The following is a 17,678-nucleotide window of genomic DNA, read 5'->3' as shown; positions in this document are numbered from 1 at the left end:
GTCAGTCCTTCGCCGCTGCGGCGGCCTTCGCACGGCCGCGGCTCTTCGGCTCGGGCGTCGACTCGGCGTCTGCGTCGGTGCTCTCGCCACCGGTGGACTCACCGTTGGTGGACTCACCGCCGGTGGACTCACCGTCGGTGGACTCGTCGCCGGTGGACTCACCGCCGGACTCGACGGGGATGCCGGCGATGCGGGACCAGTGGGCGATCTCGTCGTCGACGGCTTCGATCCCCTTCTCGTCGCCGCGCTGCACGTAGCCGCGACGCTCCACCTCGAGGGCGGAGAGGCGGTCGGCCGCGTCGGCCTTCTGTGCGGCCGCGGCGCGTGCAGCGGCGGCGGCCTGCTTGGTGATGCTCATGATGATCTGCTCTCCCTGCTGTTCGTGTCTGCTGGGATGCTGGGGCCCACCGTGGCGGGCCCCAGCATCAGTTCAGTCAGAAGGTCGGCGCGACGAGGCCGGTGCCGGTGATCTTCTGGTGCACAGCCTTGGGCGTGCCCTGCGCGTCGACGACGCGGTCGAAGCACGCCGCGAAGAAGCCGAACACGACCAGGTCGATGCCGAGCTTCTTCGCCTGCGTCTGCTCGGCGCGGATGAAGTACGGCGCGGACGGGTCCTCCCACAGGTGCGCCTCGTGCTGCGCGACCACGACGAGGGTGTCCTCGTTCGTGCCGACACCGCCGTTGGCGGGGAGGTTGTTGTCCTTGACGACGCGGCCACCGTTGGGCAGGAACCCGGCGACCGCCGAGGCGTAGCCGCCGGGCTCGTCCGCCGCGAAGGTGTTCGTCGGAACACCGATCTGCTGCACGAACGGCTTCTGGTCGGTGGTCTCACCGTTGAACCAGGCCCAGCGGCGTCCACGCATCAGCGTGAACAGGTCGTCCTCGTCGAGGTCGAGCAGGGTGTCCTCGATGGTCGCCGAAGCGCCGAGGATCTTGCGGTACAGCTCCGCGGCGGTCGGGGCGCCCGAGGTGTACGTCACCGGGTTCGCGACCGCCAGCAGACCCCACGTCGCGGAGTTGATGAGCATGTCGTCGAGCTTGGTGTTGTACGACTTGAACAGGTCCTGCAGCACGATGTCCTCGGTGCCGAGGCCACGCATCGACGCCTGCGCCGAGATCGTCTGGGAAGCTGCGGCGGTGCGCACCTTCACCGGGATCATCTCGTCGTCGTAGTCGTTCTCGGTCACCGGGTCGAGCTCGTTGACCTGCTCGCCGGCGGCCGTCCGCGCGGTCTGCCGGGGGATGTACACGGTCATGCCCGTGTCCGGCAGGTCGTGGTGACGGCACATGTCGGCGAACTTGCGGCCGGGGTTGCCCTTCGGCGCGTAGAGGTCGACGAGGTACTGCGGGATGATCGTGCCTGTCGCGCCGGTCGTGGTCACCGCGCGCTCGACGGTCTCGCCGCGCACCGCCCGCTCCTCGCGGAGGTGAGCGGACAGGCGGCTGCCGGCCTCGCGGTCGCCGCGGAAGTCGGCGAGCACGTCGCCGAGGAAGCGGAGGCCGCGCGGGTCGGTCTCGCGCGAGTAGGTGCGCGGCTCGTTGACGCTTGCCGGCGCGCCGCGCTCCTCGCTCTCGCCTGCGCCGGTGCCGGCCCCGGTCGGGGTGTGGCGCTCGGCCATGCGGGCGATCGCGTCGTCGGCCTTCTTCTCGGCCTCGAGCTGACGCATCTCCTCGTCGAGGGACACGAGCTCAGCGTCGAGCTTGGCCTTGCCGGCGCGGAGCTCCTCGACCCGGGCCTGGTCGGCCTCGGTGGGGGTGTCCTTGCCGCGGAGAGTCTCGAGCTCGCCCGAGTACTCGTTGCGCATCGAGATGCGCGCGTTCATCTTCTCGCGCAGCTGCGCGATCAGCTTGTCGAAGTCCATGACCTGTGGTCCTTTCGATGGTGCCCCTCAGGGGCGGATGAGTGTGTGTGAGGGGTGCCAGTCGACGGAGTCCAGTCGGCCGCCTCGGGCACGTGGCGCGGGCGGGCTCGAGCAGCTCGTGCGAGCAGCAGGGGCGCTCACCGGAAGGTGAGCAGTCGCGTGTCGTCGGCGCGGATGCCGAGATCGAGACGCGGGGTCTGGGTGCCGGCCTGCTCGCGCAGGTCGGTGTATGCCCCGGTGTGCGGGTTGGCGCCGTAGCCGACGATCGCGACGTCTCCGCGGTGGATGTCGTACCGCTCGATGCGGTACTCACTCCAGTCGGGCGACCAGCGGCCGACCTCGATGCGGAACATGAACGACATCTCGTCGATCAGCTCGGCGCGGATCTTCGGGGCGATGTAGGCGACGTCGCTGTCTCGAGGGTCCAGCTGCGGGGCGTCGACGTGCAAGCCGGTGTCGTCCTCGGAGAGGGTCAGCGAGCCATTCGTGGTGCGCGCCATCCGTCGGAGCGACTGGTGCTGCAGCACGAGCGGCACGTCGAGGTCGGCGCGGTTCAGCGAGAGCTCGCCGGCGCCGGCCGAGACGACCTCCATGTACGGGCCGGCCCAGTCCCACATCTCGTAAGCGCGCTCGTAGACGGAAGCGTATCCGGTGAAGTGCAGCGGGCTGTCGTCACCGTCGCCGGTGGCTCGCAGCTGCATCTGCACGCCGGGCACCAGCACCGAGGCGCGGGTGCCCTGCGGTTCCGCGCTGCGGCGCTGACGGGGACGGTCTGCCCGGCGCACGTCACCCTGTGCGCGGGCGTGCGCGGCTCGTTCGAGCAGCTCAGGGTTCATGATCACTCCATGGGTGTGAAGGTGCCGGAGAGGTCTGCTCCAGCGCGGTTGGCGATCGCGCGTGCTTCGTCGGCCGTGATGACCTTGCCGACGCCGAGATAGATCTTCTGGATCAGCTCGGCCACCGCTCGGGCTTCCTCAGGACTGCCCGACGGGGGGGGTATTCGATGGGTTCGATGTGCGGGATCCGAAGAGCCGGTCGAACTCGGCGTACTGCTCTTCGGTGAACGGCACCCGGTCCTCGAGCTCGCGAGCTTCCGAGGGCGCGATCTGCCGGGACTCGATCTGGATCTTGAATAGCTCCGCGCGTGTGGCGGGATCCATCGCGAGCACCGCGGAGCGGTTCAGCTTCGCGAAGCGTGCGGACGGCAGGATGCGGGTGGAGATCGCGTCCTCTCGACGCTTCACCGCGCCGCCCATGTTCATCACCAGCAGCTGCATGTTCCGCTGGGTGATGTTCGCGTACGTCACGCTGCCGGTCGACGTCTGGACGTCGACCATGTCGCCGGGGACTCCGAAGAAGCGCGTGAGCGCGGCATCGGTGTACTGCATCTGCTCGATGAAGCCCGACTCCGCGGCCTTCGCCGTGAGCGGCTTGTACTCCCAGTCCTTCCCCGACACGAACGGCTCACCGGCCGTGGTCGACTCGAGGAAGTGCTGCTTGATCATCAGCGCCTTAGTCGGGTCGGGGATCGCCTGGTCGACGTTGCGCAGATGGGCCGACGGCATCGCTCCGCTCGCGAACCAGTCCGTCGCGAACTTCTGCGCGCCCGCGGAACCGGCGATCGACAGTGCGGCGTGCGCGATCGGCGACAGCCCGAGCGGGAATCCCGGGATCGTGAACTGCCGCTCGTGCCACACGAACCGCGGATCGGTCTTCTCGCCACCGATCCGGTAGCTCACGATGCGGTTGTCGCGGACCGTGCAGGAGACCGTGTCGATCTTGACCAGGTCGATCAGTGCGGGCTTGCCGAGCCCGTCGACCTGCCGGATGACGCCGAATGCGTTGCCGTGGGCGTCGAGGTCCATCTGCGAGGTACTCAGCCACTCGCCGATCGTCATCGGCTGCCCGTCAGCCCACATGGACGGCGTCTGCAGGACCTGCGGCGTCGGCACGGCCACGTTGATGCGTCCGACCTTGCGGAACACATCCACGGGCATCAGGGAGAGCAGGTCGGCTCGCAGCCGCTGCGCGGCCCACACCACCGACTGCTGCCGTGCGGCCGTCGCGGTCACCTCCGCACCACGTGCTCGAGCGCGACGGCCGGGGAGCATCAGTTGCTGCGCACTCGATCGGGTCCGATACAGGCTCACCTCTGCTCCCTCCCTCGACCGGCAGCCTGCCGATCGATCAACCACGACAGGGCCAGAAGGCCCACCCCGGCGACGGCGAGGCCGCCAGCGAGCGTGAACATGGCCACGAATACGGCGAGCGCGGCGATGACGAGCAGCGATCCGACGAGGTCGAGGAGGGTCGTGAGGTTCACCGGTCCTCCTCTGATTCGATCTGAGAGCCGATCACTGACTCGGTCGGGTCGTACTCGGCGGGTGCGCGGGTGACGAGCCCGTGGCGGGCGAGGGCGGCCGCGTAGAGCGCGGTGATGTCGTCGAGGGACTTCCCCCGGCCGAAGCGGCGGGAGTCGCCGGAGTTGACCCACACGGCGCTCTTGGCGGCATCCAGGAGTTCAGTGTCGCCGCCGTGGCGGATGTTGGTCTGCACGACGTCGTCGTACAGACCGCCGCACGCGGCGTTGACCTCGCGCATGGAGAGCAGGACGACCTCGAAGCCGGCCTTCTCCAGGTCGGCTTGCAGTGATGCTGCGGGGCCGGCGCCGTCGAGCATGACCAGGCGGCCGCCGAACGCTTCGCGCAGGGCGAGCATGGCGTCCAGAATCCACGCTGTGCCGCCGGACTGCCGTGCGACTTCGAGCCACGCTCTGGCGCCGGGGGTTAGGCCGGCGAGCGCGATGGATGCGAGCGCACGATCCGGTGACACGTCGATGCCGTAGACGGGGCTGCCGGTCCAGTCGATCGCGTCGGCGTCGAGCTCCTGCGTGTCGATCCAGGACTGCTGCGGGATGATCCACTCGCGACGCTTGGCCTGCGGCCACCAGCCGAGGTAAGCGCGGTCGAAGTTCTCTGGTTCCGCCTCGAATCCCTCGAGCGCGGCCTGCACGTCTTCCTCGTCGATGAGCCCGCCGTTGAGGCCCGGGTGGTAGGTCCACCAGGTGAGCGGGTCGGCGCGGTCGGCGTCGCGGGGTGCTGCGAACTCGACGAACATCGTGCGGGAGCGGGTCGGGCCGAGGTATCCGTACTGCTCGGTGAGCGACCGGAACCGGGCGTGCTCGCTCTCGCGCTTCTGCGCCAGGTACAGCGACGACTCGTCGCCGGCCGCCGACGCGACGAGCAGCTGACCCTTCTTGGTCTGCAGCGCCGGCCGCATGGCCTGCTCGACGCGGGCGTCCTCGTGAGCGAACGCCTCGTCGATCGCGCCCTTGTCGAGCGGCGGACCGTGGCCGGAGTCGGCCTTGACGGCATCCGTCTCCCAGCGCGACTTCGTGACGAAGCGGATGTGCTCGGAGCCGGAGCGCGCCGACCAACCCGGCGTGCCGCGCTTCGCACTGCCGACGCGATGGTCGAGCAGCGGATTGAGCGCAGAGTCGCGGATGGGCTGGTAGAAGTCGAACTCGAGGCGCTGCAGCCCCATCTTCTGGTTCTGCGCGGTGTAGCGCACCAGGGCGCTCTCGGTGAACAGGCACGTCTCGGCGAGGTCGGCGCGAACGAAGGTGGTCTTGCCGATCTGCCGCAGCCCGATCAGCACGAGCGTGCGGTACCAGTAGCCGCCGGTCTTCGGGTCGATCTCTCCCCACACCTCGGCGAGGGCGCGCTGCCACGGGATGTACGGTGCGCCGAGCGCCTTGGCGACGTTCAGCTTGCGGCGAGCGCGGGTCTCGCGGTTCGGGTTGCGGGGCGTGTGGAAGAGCGGGATCAGGTCGGGCTTAGTCGTCGCCATCGCCGGACGCTCCGAGCGCGTTCAGCAGCGCCTCGGCGCCGCCGGCGACCGTGCCGTCGGTCGGGCCGACCGAGCGCAGCAGCTTCATCCATTCCTGGGCGCGCAGCTGCATCGGCGAGAGCAGGTCGAGACGGTCGACTGCCGGGGCCTGGTCGATCACCCTGGCGTTGAGGCGCAGGATCGCCGCGGCGGTGCGCTTCCACGGTGGCTCGCCGACGAGGTCCTTCAGATCCTTGCGGACGGCCTTCTCGACGCGGCCGGCCGGCGCCTGCATGTCGATCGTCGGGGCAGGGGCGTCGGGGTCGATGTTGACCGCGATCGTCGCGACCTGCTCCCGCTCGCTGTCGACAGCGGCCAGGCGGGCGCGGTGGTTGCGCACCCGGTCGCGGTTCGATGCCCGGCAGGGCTCGCACTTGCATCCGCGGCGGTAGCGGGCGAGGGTGCCGTGCTCGAGCTGCTCGAGCGGAGTGCGGGGACGGCCCATGTCGAACCTCCCTCGATATCGGTCACTCCCGTGCCCGGTTACTCGGGGGATTCGGTGCGTGAGAAAAAATGAACATGCGCGGGTCTTGTCGCAACCGCGTTCCTAAAAAACCGCGCTGACCTGGGCCTCTCAGCGAGGCGGGCTGTCAGTGGTCGAGCGCTGATGCGGTCCTCTTCGCTCTTGATGGGGCCGCTGCCGCCTTCGCTCTGCCCGCGCGGGCGACGAGGCGCAGCAGTCCTGCCCGGTGTTCCTTGCGGAGGCGGTTGGACTTGCGGACGTTACATCCGAGGTGGGCCGGCCTCAGGTTGTGAGGGTCATAGGGTGCGCCGCCGTACTGCAGCTCGATGATGTGGTCGAGGCTGGGGCCGAGCGGATGCCGATGGCGCAGGCCGAAGATGATCTCGCGGGATGGTGCCGCGCACTCCTCGATCTCGCACAGCGCACCTGGTCTGACGAGCAGCTTGACCAGCTGGCGCCACCGGTGAGTGTTGTAGATCTCGGCGGACATCACAGCCTCCGACCGGGTGGAAGGGTCGGGCTCGAGCGCCTCGCATCGCCGAGCCCGACCGCACTTTCCCCCGATACGACGAGAGCCCCACCCGCATGGGTGAGGCTCTTCCGTCAGTTCTCGTGCAAGCACAGCGTAGCACCGACCGCGCTACTCCCGGGAGGGTGAGAGTTCCGGCGTGTTCGTCTTCGCCCCGAATCGGGTGGCCTCCCCACGGGCGGCCATATCCCTCGCGACGCGGTCGACCTGCGAGGCGTAGAGCATCAGCATCACCGATCCGCGCGGGCCGCGGGCTCGCATCGCGACGGGCAGATCCCCGGATGCCACCCACTTGCGAACCGTCACCGGCTTCACCCCGACACGGGCGGCCGCGTCCTTCACGCTCAGCGTCGGGTCGTACCACTCACGCACCGGCTGCGCGGAGATCTCCCGATCCGGCTCGGCGTCGACGTCGGGATGCACGTGACGGTCGCGACGCTCGACACCCCACCGATACGCGGCATCCGCGATCGACCAGGCCGGCCGCTCTCCCCCGTCCTCCGGATGCACGACGATGACAGCCTCAGCCAGATCGACCACCCGGGCCGGGTCAGCGGTGAGCTGCTCGAGCTGGTCGATGATCGCACCGGCGTACTCCTTGGCCAGCAGGTACGCCGATACGGCCGACATCCCCGAGAACCGGGCATGCCACGGCAGCGGCCACGGACTCGGCACCGCATGCGCCCAGTCGCGCAGGTTCGCCAGGATCGCGTCGGCCGCGTCGAGCAGATCCGGACCGACCGGAGCGACCGCCTCGACCGGACGAGACGAGACCTTCACCGGCGCGACCTGCATCGCCTTCGTCGGGTCAGACAGCGACCGCAACCGGCCGACCATATCGGGCGCATCACGCAGCATCCCCCGCATCCGTCCGAAACAGCGCGAGCAGATCACCGACCCGGTGTGCGCCGGCGAGGGCGCGCACCCGCGGCACCGGGCCGGGGCGTTCGGCAGCGCGGCCACGGCCGGGGCGACGTTGTCGTCGACGCCGTACCAGGCGCAGGTCGCGAAGTGGACCCCACGCAACGTGCAGCCGAGCACGCACACACCATCGCGCACCCGCTCAGCGATCATCGTCGAGTCAGAATGTGTCACGGCCGAGGTCCTCCCACTGCGTCGCCTGCGATTCTTCGAAGAGCACCAGCTCGTCGAGGTACTTCTCGTTTGCCAGCCAGGTCTTGCGGATGTCGGCCGCGGTGCCACACGGCCCGCACTCCTCGTCGACCGTGCCGTTGGGATGATCTGCGCAACCCCGCGGCGGAGCATCCAGAATCCGAGGTCGCTTGGGTGGTTTCCGAGGCCGACGTTCCGCAGCTCCCAGCGCCCACCGGTCCGAGGACTCGCGGTTCTCCGCCTGCACACGCGCCAGCGCCCGCTCTCGTGCGCTCTCGCGTTCCTTCTCTCTTTCTCTCTCTCCCAAGCCGATGAAAATGGGCCGCGTCGAGGGCGGCTCGCAGGAGGCCCCGCGCGGGCTCGGAGCATGCCGGGCGGCGGCGGGCCCAGATCGGGGCAGGGCGAGCCATTCGCGGCCGTCCTGCGCCCACGTGACGACGTGTCCGGCGTCTTCCAGCACGAGCACGTCGCGCTCGATGCGGTCGGTCGCCCAGCTCAGCGGCATCCCGTCGAACAGCTGCTTCGCGATCCACCCCGGGTCGAGCGGGATCCGCGACTCCGACCCGATCAGCGCCTGCAGCCCGAGCAGGGTCTGCGCAGCCGACGCGGGCACGGCGGCGAGCGCTCTGGATGCGTGTGAGGTCTCGGAGCCATGTGGGGGTTGCGGGTGGGTTCTCTCCAAGGGAGTTACCTTCTCTCAGGCAGGCTTCGAAGACCTCGCTACGGGCGAGGATGAGGTCTTCGGGGTCGACGGTGTAGCAGTCGGTCCATCCGGCGCCGCGGGGTATGACGTGGGATGCGTCGCGGCGGCTGGTGAATGCGGGGGCGAAGATGCGGTCTAGGGTGTGTCGGCCGGCGGTCTCCCATGACTTGTCGACGTCGCGGAACTCTTCGATGTGGATGCCGCCGGCGTCGAGCAGTTCGCGGAGGCGTGTGCTGCTGGTGTGGAAGCCGATCTTGAGGACGCGGTGTTCTGGGTAGTAGATGAGGTATACGCGGCCGTAGCGGAGGGTGCGGGATGGGTCGCGGACGCATTCGCGGCAGGAGAGGGCGCGGCCGTAGCGGAGGGCGCGGCCTTCTTCGATGGTTCGTCGGCCGCAGTCGCAGATGCACCCCCAGCGGGGCTGGCGGGCGCCGCTGGGGGTGATCCGGTCGGCGAGGCGGAGGGCGACGCGCAGGCGGCCGTACTGGCGGCCGGTGAGGTCGATAAGCGCCGGCACGATCAGCTCCCAACCTCGCGGTCTGTGCGCTTGGCGCGGCGGTGATCCTGTAACGCCTTATCCCCATCCGCTGCGCCCCGATCGGTGAGGGTGCGACCCACGACGATGCCCAGATCATCGCCGCACGAGCAGGCGGCTCGACCACGGCGGTTCCACCAGTAGGCGTGCTTATCCATCGTTTCGACTCCCGTTCTCGCGATCCGTGATACCCGTGCATCGCGCGTAGGCGTCGGGCTGGTGGATGTCGCACGGCTCCGACTCGACCGGCACGCCGCACGCCGAGCAGACGTACCCGCCCATGCCGTTGATGACGATCAGCTCGTCGGGTGCGTCAGGCATCCCGGCCCCCGTTCTCGCGGTCTGTGCGGAACGGCCCGAACGGCATCCGCTCCTGATCGACGTGGTAACCGTTATGCCGTTCTTCGAGCTGACAGTGCAGGTCGTAGGCCGGATTGCCTTGCGCTCGATCCCATGGGCTCAGGTAGCCAACGATCCGGCCTTCACACTTCGGCATGCTTACTCCCGTCCTCGCGGTCTGTGCCGCGTCCCATCTCGCCCAGGAACTCGCACTGGCTGAACTCGGCTTCAGCCTCGTCCGCGATCAGGCGGAGCATCGTCGCCACCTGGCGCGGGTTCTGGTTCGTCCAGATGCCAAAGTTTCCGGCCTCGTCCACGGCTACTTGGATCGCGGACGGGCCGCGCCCTGGCGACGACTCGAACCGTGTGCCGGCGACGTGTGCGGTCATTGTTCGTCCCCCGCGGCGAGCGCTGCGGTGAGGATCGCGCGGGCCATGGTTCGCTCGAAGCGTCCGATGCGTGGTTCGCCGGTGACTTCGGCGACGACTGCTGCGGCGCGCTCTTCCATGTCGACGGTGATGTTGGGCTGACGGGTTGCGTCGTCCCACTTCTGCAGTACGAGCTCGAGCGCCCGTTCGGTCGTGTGGAGTGCGGTGGATGCCGCGGCGAGCGCGTTCTGGAGGTGCTCGATGGTGCGGTGGTCCTTGAGGAGTTCCTGGGCGCGGATGAGGCGTTCGTGTTCGCGTTGTTCTTCGCTGCGGGCGAGTTCTTCTCCGAGGCGGGCGGCGAGGTCGCGGGCGCGGTCGCGTTCTGCGATGGTCTCGGTGAGGTCGTGCTCGAGGTTCATGGTGCCGTAGTCGGGGCGGTCGTCGGCCTGGGTCTTCTCGGCCTCTGGTGTGGTTGCGGGTGCGTCGAGTTCGGCGATCCAGGCGGGCAGGCCGGCTCGCTCTCGCAGTGTTGCTTCCTGGGCGACGCGGCTGGTGTTCAGTGATCCGTCGTCGTTGCGCAGTGGTCCGACGAATGCCCTGATCTTGTGGGGGTCTGTGAGATCGATGGTGGTCTTCGGGGTCTGGTCCGTCGGCTGTTCGGTGTCGGCGGTGTCGTCGAGGAGGCCGTGGGCTTCCCAGTAGTGGTCGACGATCTCCTGGCGGATGATGCCGCGGTCGCTGACGTCGTAGCCCTTCTGGCGGGCCCAGGCGCGGACGTCGCGGGTGGTGTGCTTCGGGGTGGTGGTCTGGTCGGTGGCGTCCTCTGCCGGCGCTTCTGCCGGTGCTGGTGGCTCGTCGCTGTCGACGTCCGCGGTTGCCGTGGCCGGCTGGTCGAGCTCGTCGGCGACCTTCGGTGCGGTCTTCGACTTCCGGGCCGGCTTCTTGGGTGCGGCGGTGGGTGCGTGGCCGATGAGACCGAGGGCGTCGGCGATCTCGGCGACGGTCGCGCCGGAGCGGGCGAGCTGCTGGTACTGGTAGTCGTTGCGGGAGCGCATCTTCGCGGTCTTGCACGACAGGCCGTACTCGGCGCCGGTCGGGCAGCCGCCGGCGCTGTGGCATCCCTGGTCGTAGCCCTGGGGTGTGCCGTGGGGGAAGCCGTCCTCGAGGAGGTCAGCGCTGCTCATCATGGTGTCGTCTCCTTCATGCGGGTGGGGAGGTTGTCGAGGGTTGTGGTCCAGACGATCCCTGCGGGGGCGCTGGATGCTTCGAGGACGACCTGGTCGCCGTCGAGGTGGCGGATGATCCACCGGGTGCCGCCGACCTGCACGAGGTCGTCGACCTGGTAGGCGACCTCGACCGTGATCGGGCGGGGTGCGGTGCTGCGGCGGTTCATCGCTTCGCCCACATCTGCAGGACCACGACGGCCAGACCGACGAGGACGAGGATCACCGCGGCGACCGCGGCGAGGATGTCGGGGATGCTCATGCCGCGGCCTCGCTGTCGTCTTCCTCGTCGACGTCGACGCCTTCGATCTCGGCGACGCCGGCGACCGCTTCGCCGTGGATCTCGGTGTCGAGGTCGCTGAACGTGTAGCCCCAGCTCTTCAGGTGGTCGAAGTACTTCGCGACCAGGTGCGGGGCGTAGCCGCGTGCCTGACCGGGCCGAGTGGCGTACTCGTCGCAGGCGGCGAGTGCGATCGCGACGAGGGCGCGGAGTGCGGTGACTCGCCCGTCGGCGAGCATGTCGGCGAGCGGTGTGTCGGAGTAGCTGTAGGTGTGCTTCTCTCCGGTGAGGATGAAGACCGCGGTCGAGAGCGTGGTCGGTTCGACGGGCTGCACCTGGTCGACCTCGGCGGCGCCGACCACGGCGTCGGCGATCAGGTCGAAGATCCCGGCGGTCTGGTTCAGCCGGCCGGTGATGAACCCGCGCAGCCACTCGCGGCGCGCGGTCGCGTTCGCGTCGTACGCCTCCTGCTTCTTGCGGGCCTCCTCCTGCTGGCGGGCGCGCTCCTCCTGCTGCGCGAGCTGCTCTGCGGTGAGGCCGGGTTCCTGATCGTGGCCGTTGCCGTGGTAGTCGGTGCAGACGTACACGATGGCGGCGTAGTTCGAGCTGCTGGCGTTGTGGATGATCGCGGCGTGACCCGGGCAGCTGGTGTGGTCGCGGCGGTTGATGCCCATGCGGTCAAGTGCCCGGCCCTGACCGTTCGGGACGGTCTTGCCGTCGCCGTTCCAGTAGCTGTCGTTCCAGCGGACCGTCTGGATCAGCGGGCATCCGTCGATGCGGAGCTGCTCCTCGAGCTCGGCGACCTTCACCGCGGCCGCGGCATCCGCCTGCGCTTCCTGTGCCTTGTAGGCGAAGTTGCCGGGGTTGTTGATCGCGACGTCCGCGAGACGCTTCTGGATGTCGGGGTGGTCGTCGAAGTCGGCGATGATCGCTGCCTGCTCGAAGTCGATGCCCTTCACCATGGCCTCGGATGCCTTCGTGCTCTTCGTCGCCTTCAGCGCTGCGGTGACCCGCTCGGGGCGCTCGGCGACCGCCGCGGCGATGTCCTCGGGCCGCAGGCCGAACATCTCCATGTCCTTGTAGCCGCGGGCGACGTCGGCCGGCGTCAGCTGCTCGCGGCGCTCGTTCTCGACGAGCTGCTGCTCGAGGCGCAGCGCGCCCTTCGCCTCCTCCGCGTCGCGGACGAGGACCTGGATCGTGGGAAGCTTCGCGGCGATCGACGCGCCGACGCGGCGGTGCCCGATGACGACGATGTGCTTCTCACGGTCGGCGTCCCAGTACACGGTCGGCGGCTGCAGCACGCCGAAGCGCTTGACCGACGCGACCAGGTCGTCGTCAGGGGTCGCATCGGCGCGCACCTGGTCGTCGACGCCGATGGTCGTCGGGTCGATGTCGATGATGGTCAGCCCGGACGCGGCGAGCGCGGTCGGGGTCTTGGTGGTCTTGGCCATGGCGAGGGTTCCTTTCAGGAGTGGCCGAGGCGGGCCGCGCGGGTGCGGGCCTGCTGCTCTGCCTGGCGGCGGAGCCGGTAGGTGGTCTGGGGGTCGTGCTCGAGCGCCGCGGTGGTCTTGATCGCGCGGGACAGGAGCTGGAAGTAGCGGGCCGGGGTGATGCCGAGTTCGGTGCGGATCGCTTCGTCGACGGTGCCGTTGAACGGGCCGGGGTGGGCGGCGGCGAAGTCGATCAGGGTCGCGACGGTGGGCGCCTGGTGGGTGGTGGTCATCCGCCGGCCCTCGCAGCGGCGTGGCAGTCCGGGCAGGTGACCTTGTCCCAAGGGCCGGTCTTGGCCTGTGCCGTCAGGCGGCGGCCGCACACGGCGCGGCCGGCGCCCATGTTCGGGGCACAGACGCGGTCCTTGCCGGCGATGCGCATCGGGGTGTTCACAGCAGCCCCGCCTCTCGGAGCTTCGCCTCGGCGAGCGACACCCGCTGGAACGTGGCGGCATCACCGCCGAGATCGGGGTGGGTGCGGCGCTGTGCACGTTGCAGAAGGATCCGTGCAACGTTGGGCCCGATGGGGATCACGAGCTCGTCGTCGGTGAGGCGTGCGAGGAACTCAGCGGCGGTCTGCGCAGTGTCGAATCCGGCGGACGCCGCGGTCGCTTCGATCGCGAGGAACCCGCGGTACTGCTCACCGCGCTTCGTGACTCCGTATCGGTCGACCTTGCGCAGCGCCTCGAGGGCGAGGGCGATCGCGCGGAGGTTGTCCTGCCAGGTCGTGAACGTGTCACACGGGTACGACAGGTGCCCGTGCTTCGACTCGATCGAGAAGATCACACCGGGGTGCTCGGCGATCGCGTTCGCACGAGGTCGACCGTCGAGCCGCCACATCGCGCCGATAGGGACCGCGATCAGCATCTGAGCGCTCTTCCTCTGAGCGTAGGTATCCGTCAGCTGGTAAATCTCCCGCTCGAGCACGTCGAGGGTGTCGTCCAGGCCGGCCCGAAACGGCGAGCGCTGCCGCACTCGTGTGAGCTCTCCCGGCCACTCGCGGATCGGTGCGACCGTCAGGTCGTCAGGCCAGGCACTCATCGCCGCCACCAGGTGGACCGGCCCGATGCGTGCTTCTCGATCTGGGCTTTGAGGTTGTCGATCTCTTCGGCCTGTCGCATCACCGTTGAGGCGAGCTGGCCGGCCCGGCTGAGGAGCATCGTGGCTATCGCGTACTGATCCTGACGGGTGGATGCGAAGTGGGCGCGGATCGCTCGCGCTGCGGCGATCGCCTGATCAGGGGACCTCGTCTCCGTGAGCACGATGGCGTGCTCGAGCAGGTGGTCGACTTCGGCCTTGGCCTGGTCGAGGACGGCGCCCGCACGGGTGATGTCGTCGTCGTCGATCCCCTGGTCGTGCAGGTAGTCGCGGATCGTCTTGTGCGCCATGGTCATGCCCCTGCCTTCAGAGGGATGAGGTTCGTCGGCAGCAGGTGAGCGACGACGACTCCGTCGGTCAGGTCGACGGATGCGGGGAACAGCGGCACGTCGGCGGCGTTGTTGCCGAGCACCGCCTCGATCGCGATCGGCAGCAGCCCGGTCAGGTGCTCAATCGTGTGCACCGTCGTCTCGACGTGGCCGCTCTCGTCGGCGAGTGCGGCGAGTGCGAGGTGGACGAGGCGTGCGATGGGGCTGTTGGGTTCGGTGGTGAAGACAGCGGCGATGACGAGGGGCGAGGGGTTCACTGGTGGGCCTTTCGGTTGCGAGGTGTGCCGTAGGTGAGGCGTGCTTGGCGGTGTGCGTAGGCGAGTGCCTTGGTGCGGCTGGTGAAGTAGGAGGGGCCGCCGATAATGCGGCGGTCGGCGCCGTTGCCGATGGTGGGGCGGACGGCCCAGACGACGCCGGCGATGGCGGGTTCGCCGAAGCGGGTGGGGCGGAGGTGTTCGCGGGCGACGTACCAGCGGTGCTGGCCGTGCGCGGTACCGGTCGGTGCTGTGGTGGTCATGCGGCGTCCTTGGTGACTTCGAGCTCGTCCATCTGCCAGGCGGTGAGGTCGAGTTCGTTGCGGATGCGTTCGACGGTGCGGTCGGCGCAGCGGAGCCGTTCGGCGATCGCCTGGTCGGACCAGCGGAGAGAGTGCAGCTTGCGGACGCAGACGCGTCGCTCCCCTGGGGTGAGGCGGACGCCGTTGCCTGCGAGGGCGAGTTCGATGGCGATCTCGTCGAGCGGGTTGCCGGTGGACTGTTCGACGGCCGGCGGGGTGGGGTCGGTGTCGATGTCGTCCCAGGCGAGGGCCGGCGCCCACCGGCGGCGCATCGCGAGACGGCGAGCGCGCTGCGCCCATGCTCGTTCCTGTGCGGTGGTGTGCGGTGGTGTGGCCAGCTCGAGGCGGTCGAAGATGGTGATGATCGTGCGGGCGTTCGCTGCGGTGATGAGGTTCGCGTGGATCCACCGGGAGAGGCGGAACTCGGAGACCTCCCCGTTGGTGGTGCGGGCGATCGCGGGGAGGGTCCAGCCGTGGGCGACGAGCGCCTGCAGTCGGCGGCGGTACCCGGTTGCGTCGATGAACGCGCCGTCGGCGAGGAGGTTCAGGTCGGGGCGGACAGCGAGGAGGCGTGCGGCGGTGTCGCTGCGGATCCTCTTGCGGTGGGTGAGCTCGCCGGTGTTGCGGTCACGAGAGCGCCAGATGATGCCGGTGATGACCGTGAAGGAGACGCCGGATGCGGCGGCGATGTACTTGGCGCCCATGCCGTGCTCGCGCAGCCACGCCAGGTGCTGGCGGACCGGGCCGGCGTCGACGAGCGCCCGCGTGTAGGTGCCGTACGCCTTCTCGCGGCGGCGGAGCCGCTCGCCCTCAGCGCGGCGGGCCTTGCACACGTGGTCGCGGCATCCGTGACGCAGGTAACAGGTGTTGTTGTGCGGGTGGTCCGGTGGGCAGACGTGCTGCGAGGTGGTGGCCATGATGCTTCCTTCAAAGGGGGGCGAGGGTCAGGACCACGACACGGTCAGCAGTCCGACGGTGAGGACGGCGAGCGCGGCCGCCGCCGTGGTGCCGGCGATGATGAAGCCGGCCTGCGCGAGGACCCGGTCCCGCAGCGGCGGGATGCCACGGCCGGTCACGACGCACGCCTCGCGAGGCGGCGCTCGAGCACGAGCAGCGCGACAGCGACCATGAGCGCGGCCGGGACGGCGGCCGCGGCGGGGGCGGCTTCGAGGGCCGCGGTGGCGACGATGACGGCCGCGACGGCGAGGGTTGCGAGGAAGGTGAACACGGGTGGGCTCCTAGATCGGGAGGGTCTCGGGCGTCGGCGGCGTTGCCGGCGCGTCGGGGTGGAGGGCGTGAAGAGTGCGGCGCAGCTCGGCGAGGCCTGCCGGGGTGATGTACAGCTGCGGGTACGGGTGGGAGTTCTTCCCGGCGCGGACGGTGACCCGGCGGACGGTCACCCAGTCGTCGCGGATCGCGGCCGGCATCGGCAGCCAGACGCCGTTGAGGCCGCGGGCGGCCCACCCGATCAGCTCGAGGTGCTCGAACAGTGCCCGCCGGCCGACGGAGACGGCCGGGTCGCGGTCGAGGATCGCCGCGGCCTGCTGCACGGTGAACGCCGTCAGGAACGACTCCATCCGCGTCGCACGGTCATGCTCCTGAAGGGTGAGCACCTCGGGGATCTCGACCAGCATCCACTCGAGCAGGTCAGCCGCCTGCTGCGTCGATGCAGCCTCGAGCAGCGCGACGGCATCCGCCAGGGTGTAGTACTCGACGACGTCGGCATCCGGGTTCTTCGCCCACCGCACGGTCGAGCAGAGGATCGCGGGGTGCCCGGTGGTGTCGAACTCGGCGAGCGCGTGCAGGTCCGTGGCGGCGACGAACACGTCGCCGGCGTCGGTGAGGATCCGCAGGTCGCCGTGGTGAGGCCAGCGGATCGGTGTGCGGTGCCCGCCGGTGCGGTCCGGGGTCGGGGCGGTCGGGATCGGCGCGACGGGCCAGTCGGTCGTCTGGTGGTGTGCCGAGGCGGGGCGAGGGGAAGACCCCGCCTCGGCACTGTGGGCCCCGGCGCCCGAGGGGACGACGCCGGGGGTCTCCGCTACGGTCGGGTCAGGCGCGGCTGAGGTGACCACCTCAGCCGCCTGCAGCGTAGGGAGAGGGCAACATCACGCGCTCCGGGGGTTCTGGCGCGGGTCGCGGCGGACGTACTTCGCTGGCGGGTTGTCGCGGAGGTCTTCGACGTCGCCGCGGCGGAATCGCCGGTCGCCGCCGACTGTCCGCGTCGAGGCGATGACGCCGCGTGCTTCGTAGTCGCGCAACGTCTGCACGTGCACTCCGAGGATCGCGGCGGCTTCGCCGATGCGGATGCGCTCGTCCGCGTTCTGAGTCTGCTTAGGTTGCATGCGGTACACCTAAGCACACTCAGAAAGAAAAAGCCAAGCACGATTAGCGCGTGTCGTGGTAAAGTCCTGAGGTATACGCAGGTACGCATAGCAGAACGGGGAGAAGGACATGAACGCACAGATCGCGCTCGAACCGTCAGGCCCGGTGATCCCTCAGTGGACGTTCGCCGACAGGCTCCGCAAGGCACGCCAGCAGACCGGTTTCGGGCAGAAGGAGTTCGCCGAGCACATCGGCGCGAAGGCCAGCGCTTACGCACAGTGGGAGGCCGGCAACAACCAGCCGCGGAACATCGTCAGCGTCGCGAAGAGCATCGAGCTGCTCACGCGCATCCCTGCAGCGTGGCTGCTCGGCATCGGCGACGCTCCGCGTGCCCCCGAAGCGCCGTCACTGACGGTGTAAACGTGGCGCTCTACCAGCTGAGCTAAAGGCCCTGACCGCCCCATTCTAACGGGCTCACGATGCGGCATCCGACCCCCGAACGGATATAGGCTGAGGACAGCGCGCGTTGTGCCGAGCCGACAAGGCTCCCCGCGTCGCATCCCGTTTCCTTGGCACGACC

At 69.3% G+C, this 17,678-nt stretch carries 28 protein-coding genes; 1 reads left to right on the top strand and 27 read right to left on the bottom strand.

Annotated elements, in window-relative coordinates; genetic code table 11:
* Position 1: 1 nt before the first annotated feature.
* From WDU99_RS01820 to WDU99_RS01690, 27 genes are all read right to left on the bottom strand, one after another.
* On the bottom strand, positions 2–358 hold the full coding sequence (locus WDU99_RS01820; RefSeq protein ID WP_337330723.1) for a hypothetical protein: 357 nt from the start codon (positions 356–358) through the stop codon (positions 2–4).
* A 76-nt stretch (positions 359–434) separates the two neighbouring features.
* Positions 435–1,862, bottom strand: coding sequence for a hypothetical protein (locus WDU99_RS01815; RefSeq protein ID WP_337330722.1), 1,428 nt, complete (start codon positions 1,860–1,862; stop codon positions 435–437).
* Between the two features lie 137 nt (positions 1,863–1,999).
* A complete protein-coding gene (locus WDU99_RS01810) occupies positions 2,000–2,698 on the bottom strand; it encodes an HK97 family phage prohead protease (protein WP_337330721.1) in 699 nt (232 codons plus the stop codon).
* A gap of 2 nt (positions 2,699–2,700) precedes the next feature.
* Positions 2,701–2,823 carry a hypothetical protein gene (locus WDU99_RS01805; RefSeq protein WP_337330720.1) on the bottom strand — a complete coding sequence of 41 codons (123 nt, stop codon included), beginning with the start codon at positions 2,821–2,823 and terminating at the stop codon, positions 2,701–2,703.
* Positions 2,824–2,836: 13 nt separating this feature from the next.
* Positions 2,837–4,012 carry a phage portal protein gene (locus WDU99_RS01800; RefSeq protein ID WP_337330719.1) on the bottom strand — a complete coding sequence of 392 codons (1,176 nt, stop codon included), beginning with the start codon at positions 4,010–4,012 and terminating at the stop codon, positions 2,837–2,839.
* Entirely contained in the window at positions 4,009–4,185 is a 177-nt protein-coding gene (locus WDU99_RS01795) for a hypothetical protein (RefSeq protein ID WP_337330718.1), read from the bottom strand. The genes WDU99_RS01800 and WDU99_RS01795 overlap by 4 nt, the downstream gene beginning before the upstream one ends.
* Positions 4,182–5,711, bottom strand: a complete 1,530-nt coding sequence (locus WDU99_RS01790) for a hypothetical protein (protein WP_337330717.1) — start codon at positions 5,709–5,711, stop codon at positions 4,182–4,184. Before WDU99_RS01790 ends, WDU99_RS01795 begins: the two co-directional genes overlap by 4 nt.
* Positions 5,698–6,195 carry a hypothetical protein gene (locus WDU99_RS01785; protein ID WP_337330716.1) on the bottom strand — a complete coding sequence of 166 codons (498 nt, stop codon included), beginning with the start codon at positions 6,193–6,195 and terminating at the stop codon, positions 5,698–5,700. The genes WDU99_RS01790 and WDU99_RS01785 overlap by 14 nt, the downstream gene beginning before the upstream one ends.
* A gap of 145 nt (positions 6,196–6,340) precedes the next feature.
* Positions 6,341–6,703, bottom strand: a complete 363-nt coding sequence (locus tag WDU99_RS01780) for an HNH endonuclease (protein ID WP_337330715.1) — start codon at positions 6,701–6,703, stop codon at positions 6,341–6,343.
* Positions 6,704–6,853: 150 nt separating this feature from the next.
* Positions 6,854–7,837: a helix-turn-helix domain-containing protein gene (locus tag WDU99_RS01775; protein ID WP_337330714.1), complete on the bottom strand. Its 984-nt coding sequence runs from the start codon at positions 7,835–7,837 to the stop codon at positions 6,854–6,856.
* Positions 7,824–8,468, bottom strand: a complete 645-nt coding sequence (locus WDU99_RS01770) for a hypothetical protein (RefSeq protein ID WP_337330713.1) — start codon at positions 8,466–8,468, stop codon at positions 7,824–7,826. Before WDU99_RS01770 ends, WDU99_RS01775 begins: the two co-directional genes overlap by 14 nt.
* A 775-nt stretch (positions 8,469–9,243) precedes the next feature.
* Positions 9,244–9,414, bottom strand: a complete 171-nt coding sequence (locus tag WDU99_RS01765) for a hypothetical protein (RefSeq protein ID WP_337330712.1) — start codon at positions 9,412–9,414, stop codon at positions 9,244–9,246.
* A 161-nt stretch (positions 9,415–9,575) separates the two neighbouring features.
* Complete coding sequence (locus WDU99_RS01760; protein WP_337330711.1) at positions 9,576–9,821, bottom strand: hypothetical protein; 246 nt, start codon at positions 9,819–9,821, stop codon at positions 9,576–9,578.
* Positions 9,818–10,987, bottom strand: a complete 1,170-nt coding sequence (locus WDU99_RS01755; RefSeq protein ID WP_337330710.1) for an Lsr2 family DNA-binding protein — start codon at positions 10,985–10,987, stop codon at positions 9,818–9,820. Before WDU99_RS01755 ends, WDU99_RS01760 begins: the two co-directional genes overlap by 4 nt.
* Positions 10,984–11,193: a hypothetical protein gene (locus WDU99_RS01750; protein ID WP_337330709.1), complete on the bottom strand. Its 210-nt coding sequence runs from the start codon at positions 11,191–11,193 to the stop codon at positions 10,984–10,986. Before WDU99_RS01750 ends, WDU99_RS01755 begins: the two co-directional genes overlap by 4 nt.
* Before the next feature lie 88 nt (positions 11,194–11,281).
* Entirely contained in the window at positions 11,282–12,754 is a 1,473-nt protein-coding gene (locus WDU99_RS01745) for a ParB/RepB/Spo0J family partition protein (RefSeq protein ID WP_337330708.1), read from the bottom strand.
* Positions 12,755–12,768: 14 nt separating this feature from the next.
* Positions 12,769–13,026, bottom strand: coding sequence for a DUF3263 domain-containing protein (locus tag WDU99_RS01740; RefSeq protein ID WP_337330707.1), 258 nt, complete (start codon positions 13,024–13,026; stop codon positions 12,769–12,771).
* The gene (locus WDU99_RS01735; RefSeq protein ID WP_337330706.1) at positions 13,023–13,187 is read right to left on the bottom strand and encodes a hypothetical protein; all 165 of its coding nucleotides are present in this window, start codon (positions 13,185–13,187) and stop codon (positions 13,023–13,025) included. The genes WDU99_RS01740 and WDU99_RS01735 overlap by 4 nt, the downstream gene beginning before the upstream one ends.
* Entirely contained in the window at positions 13,184–13,834 is a 651-nt protein-coding gene (locus WDU99_RS01730) for a hypothetical protein (RefSeq protein ID WP_337330705.1), read from the bottom strand. Before WDU99_RS01730 ends, WDU99_RS01735 begins: the two co-directional genes overlap by 4 nt.
* Positions 13,831–14,187, bottom strand: coding sequence for a hypothetical protein (locus WDU99_RS01725; protein ID WP_337330704.1), 357 nt, complete (start codon positions 14,185–14,187; stop codon positions 13,831–13,833). Before WDU99_RS01725 ends, WDU99_RS01730 begins: the two co-directional genes overlap by 4 nt.
* Positions 14,184–14,477 (bottom strand): hypothetical protein, encoded by a 294-nt coding sequence (locus WDU99_RS01720; RefSeq protein WP_337330703.1) that lies wholly within the window; start codon positions 14,475–14,477, stop codon positions 14,184–14,186. Before WDU99_RS01720 ends, WDU99_RS01725 begins: the two co-directional genes overlap by 4 nt.
* Complete coding sequence (locus WDU99_RS01715; RefSeq protein WP_337330702.1) at positions 14,474–14,737, bottom strand: hypothetical protein; 264 nt, start codon at positions 14,735–14,737, stop codon at positions 14,474–14,476. The genes WDU99_RS01720 and WDU99_RS01715 overlap by 4 nt, the downstream gene beginning before the upstream one ends.
* Complete coding sequence (locus WDU99_RS01710) at positions 14,734–15,693, bottom strand: hypothetical protein (protein WP_337330701.1); 960 nt, start codon at positions 15,691–15,693, stop codon at positions 14,734–14,736. Before WDU99_RS01710 ends, WDU99_RS01715 begins: the two co-directional genes overlap by 4 nt.
* Positions 15,694–15,720: 27 nt before the next feature.
* On the bottom strand, positions 15,721–15,852 hold the full coding sequence (locus WDU99_RS01705; RefSeq protein ID WP_337330700.1) for a hypothetical protein: 132 nt from the start codon (positions 15,850–15,852) through the stop codon (positions 15,721–15,723).
* The gene (locus tag WDU99_RS01700; protein WP_337330699.1) at positions 15,849–16,004 is read right to left on the bottom strand and encodes a hypothetical protein; all 156 of its coding nucleotides are present in this window, start codon (positions 16,002–16,004) and stop codon (positions 15,849–15,851) included. Before WDU99_RS01700 ends, WDU99_RS01705 begins: the two co-directional genes overlap by 4 nt.
* A gap of 10 nt (positions 16,005–16,014) precedes the next feature.
* Positions 16,015–16,848 carry a phage antirepressor KilAC domain-containing protein gene (locus WDU99_RS01695; RefSeq protein ID WP_337330698.1) on the bottom strand — a complete coding sequence of 278 codons (834 nt, stop codon included), beginning with the start codon at positions 16,846–16,848 and terminating at the stop codon, positions 16,015–16,017.
* Between the two features lie 33 nt (positions 16,849–16,881).
* Positions 16,882–17,118, bottom strand: coding sequence for a MerR family transcriptional regulator (locus WDU99_RS01690; RefSeq protein ID WP_337330697.1), 237 nt, complete (start codon positions 17,116–17,118; stop codon positions 16,882–16,884).
* A 109-nt stretch (positions 17,119–17,227) separates the two neighbouring features.
* On the opposite strand from WDU99_RS01690, the gene WDU99_RS01685 reads away from it, so the two are divergent.
* Entirely contained in the window at positions 17,228–17,518 is a 291-nt protein-coding gene (locus WDU99_RS01685; protein ID WP_337330696.1) for a helix-turn-helix domain-containing protein, read from the top strand.
* Positions 17,519–17,678: the final 160 nt, after the last annotated feature.

Source organism: Microbacterium bandirmense (assembly GCF_037204185.1).
In the GTDB taxonomy this organism is placed as follows: domain Bacteria; phylum Actinomycetota; class Actinomycetes; order Actinomycetales; family Microbacteriaceae; genus Microbacterium; species Microbacterium bandirmense.
The sequence above is the reverse complement of the archived record's forward strand: the minus strand, read 5'-3'. Positions and strand labels throughout refer to the sequence as shown.

Coding starts and splice junctions, on each gene's coding strand:
- WDU99_RS01790 (WP_337330717.1), bottom strand. CDS start 5,711: ATGGCGACGACTAAGCCCGACCTGATCCCGCTCTTCCACACGCCCCGC.
- WDU99_RS01690 (WP_337330697.1), bottom strand. CDS start 17,118: ATGCAACCTAAGCAGACTCAGAACGCGGACGAGCGCATCCGCATCGGC.
- WDU99_RS01780 (WP_337330715.1), bottom strand. CDS start 6,703: ATGTCCGCCGAGATCTACAACACTCACCGGTGGCGCCAGCTGGTCAAG.
- WDU99_RS01810 (WP_337330721.1), bottom strand. CDS start 2,698: ATGAACCCTGAGCTGCTCGAACGAGCCGCGCACGCCCGCGCACAGGGT.
- WDU99_RS01710 (WP_337330701.1), bottom strand. CDS start 15,693: ATGGCCACCACCTCGCAGCACGTCTGCCCACCGGACCACCCGCACAAC.
- WDU99_RS01760 (WP_337330711.1), bottom strand. CDS start 9,821: ATGACCGCACACGTCGCCGGCACACGGTTCGAGTCGTCGCCAGGGCGC.
- WDU99_RS01815 (WP_337330722.1), bottom strand. CDS start 1,862: ATGGACTTCGACAAGCTGATCGCGCAGCTGCGCGAGAAGATGAACGCG.
- WDU99_RS01725 (WP_337330704.1), bottom strand. CDS start 14,187: ATGACCATGGCGCACAAGACGATCCGCGACTACCTGCACGACCAGGGG.
- WDU99_RS01685 (WP_337330696.1), top strand. CDS start 17,228: ATGAACGCACAGATCGCGCTCGAACCGTCAGGCCCGGTGATCCCTCAG.
- WDU99_RS01765 (WP_337330712.1), bottom strand. CDS start 9,414: ATGCCTGACGCACCCGACGAGCTGATCGTCATCAACGGCATGGGCGGG.
- WDU99_RS01820 (WP_337330723.1), bottom strand. CDS start 358: ATGAGCATCACCAAGCAGGCCGCCGCCGCTGCACGCGCCGCGGCCGCA.
- WDU99_RS01730 (WP_337330705.1), bottom strand. CDS start 13,834: ATGAGTGCCTGGCCTGACGACCTGACGGTCGCACCGATCCGCGAGTGG.
- WDU99_RS01755 (WP_337330710.1), bottom strand. CDS start 10,987: ATGATGAGCAGCGCTGACCTCCTCGAGGACGGCTTCCCCCACGGCACA.
- WDU99_RS01750 (WP_337330709.1), bottom strand. CDS start 11,193: ATGAACCGCCGCAGCACCGCACCCCGCCCGATCACGGTCGAGGTCGCC.
- WDU99_RS01740 (WP_337330707.1), bottom strand. CDS start 13,026: ATGACCACCACCCACCAGGCGCCCACCGTCGCGACCCTGATCGACTTC.
- WDU99_RS01745 (WP_337330708.1), bottom strand. CDS start 12,754: ATGGCCAAGACCACCAAGACCCCGACCGCGCTCGCCGCGTCCGGGCTG.
- WDU99_RS01785 (WP_337330716.1), bottom strand. CDS start 6,195: ATGGGCCGTCCCCGCACTCCGCTCGAGCAGCTCGAGCACGGCACCCTC.
- WDU99_RS01715 (WP_337330702.1), bottom strand. CDS start 14,737: ATGACCACCACAGCACCGACCGGTACCGCGCACGGCCAGCACCGCTGG.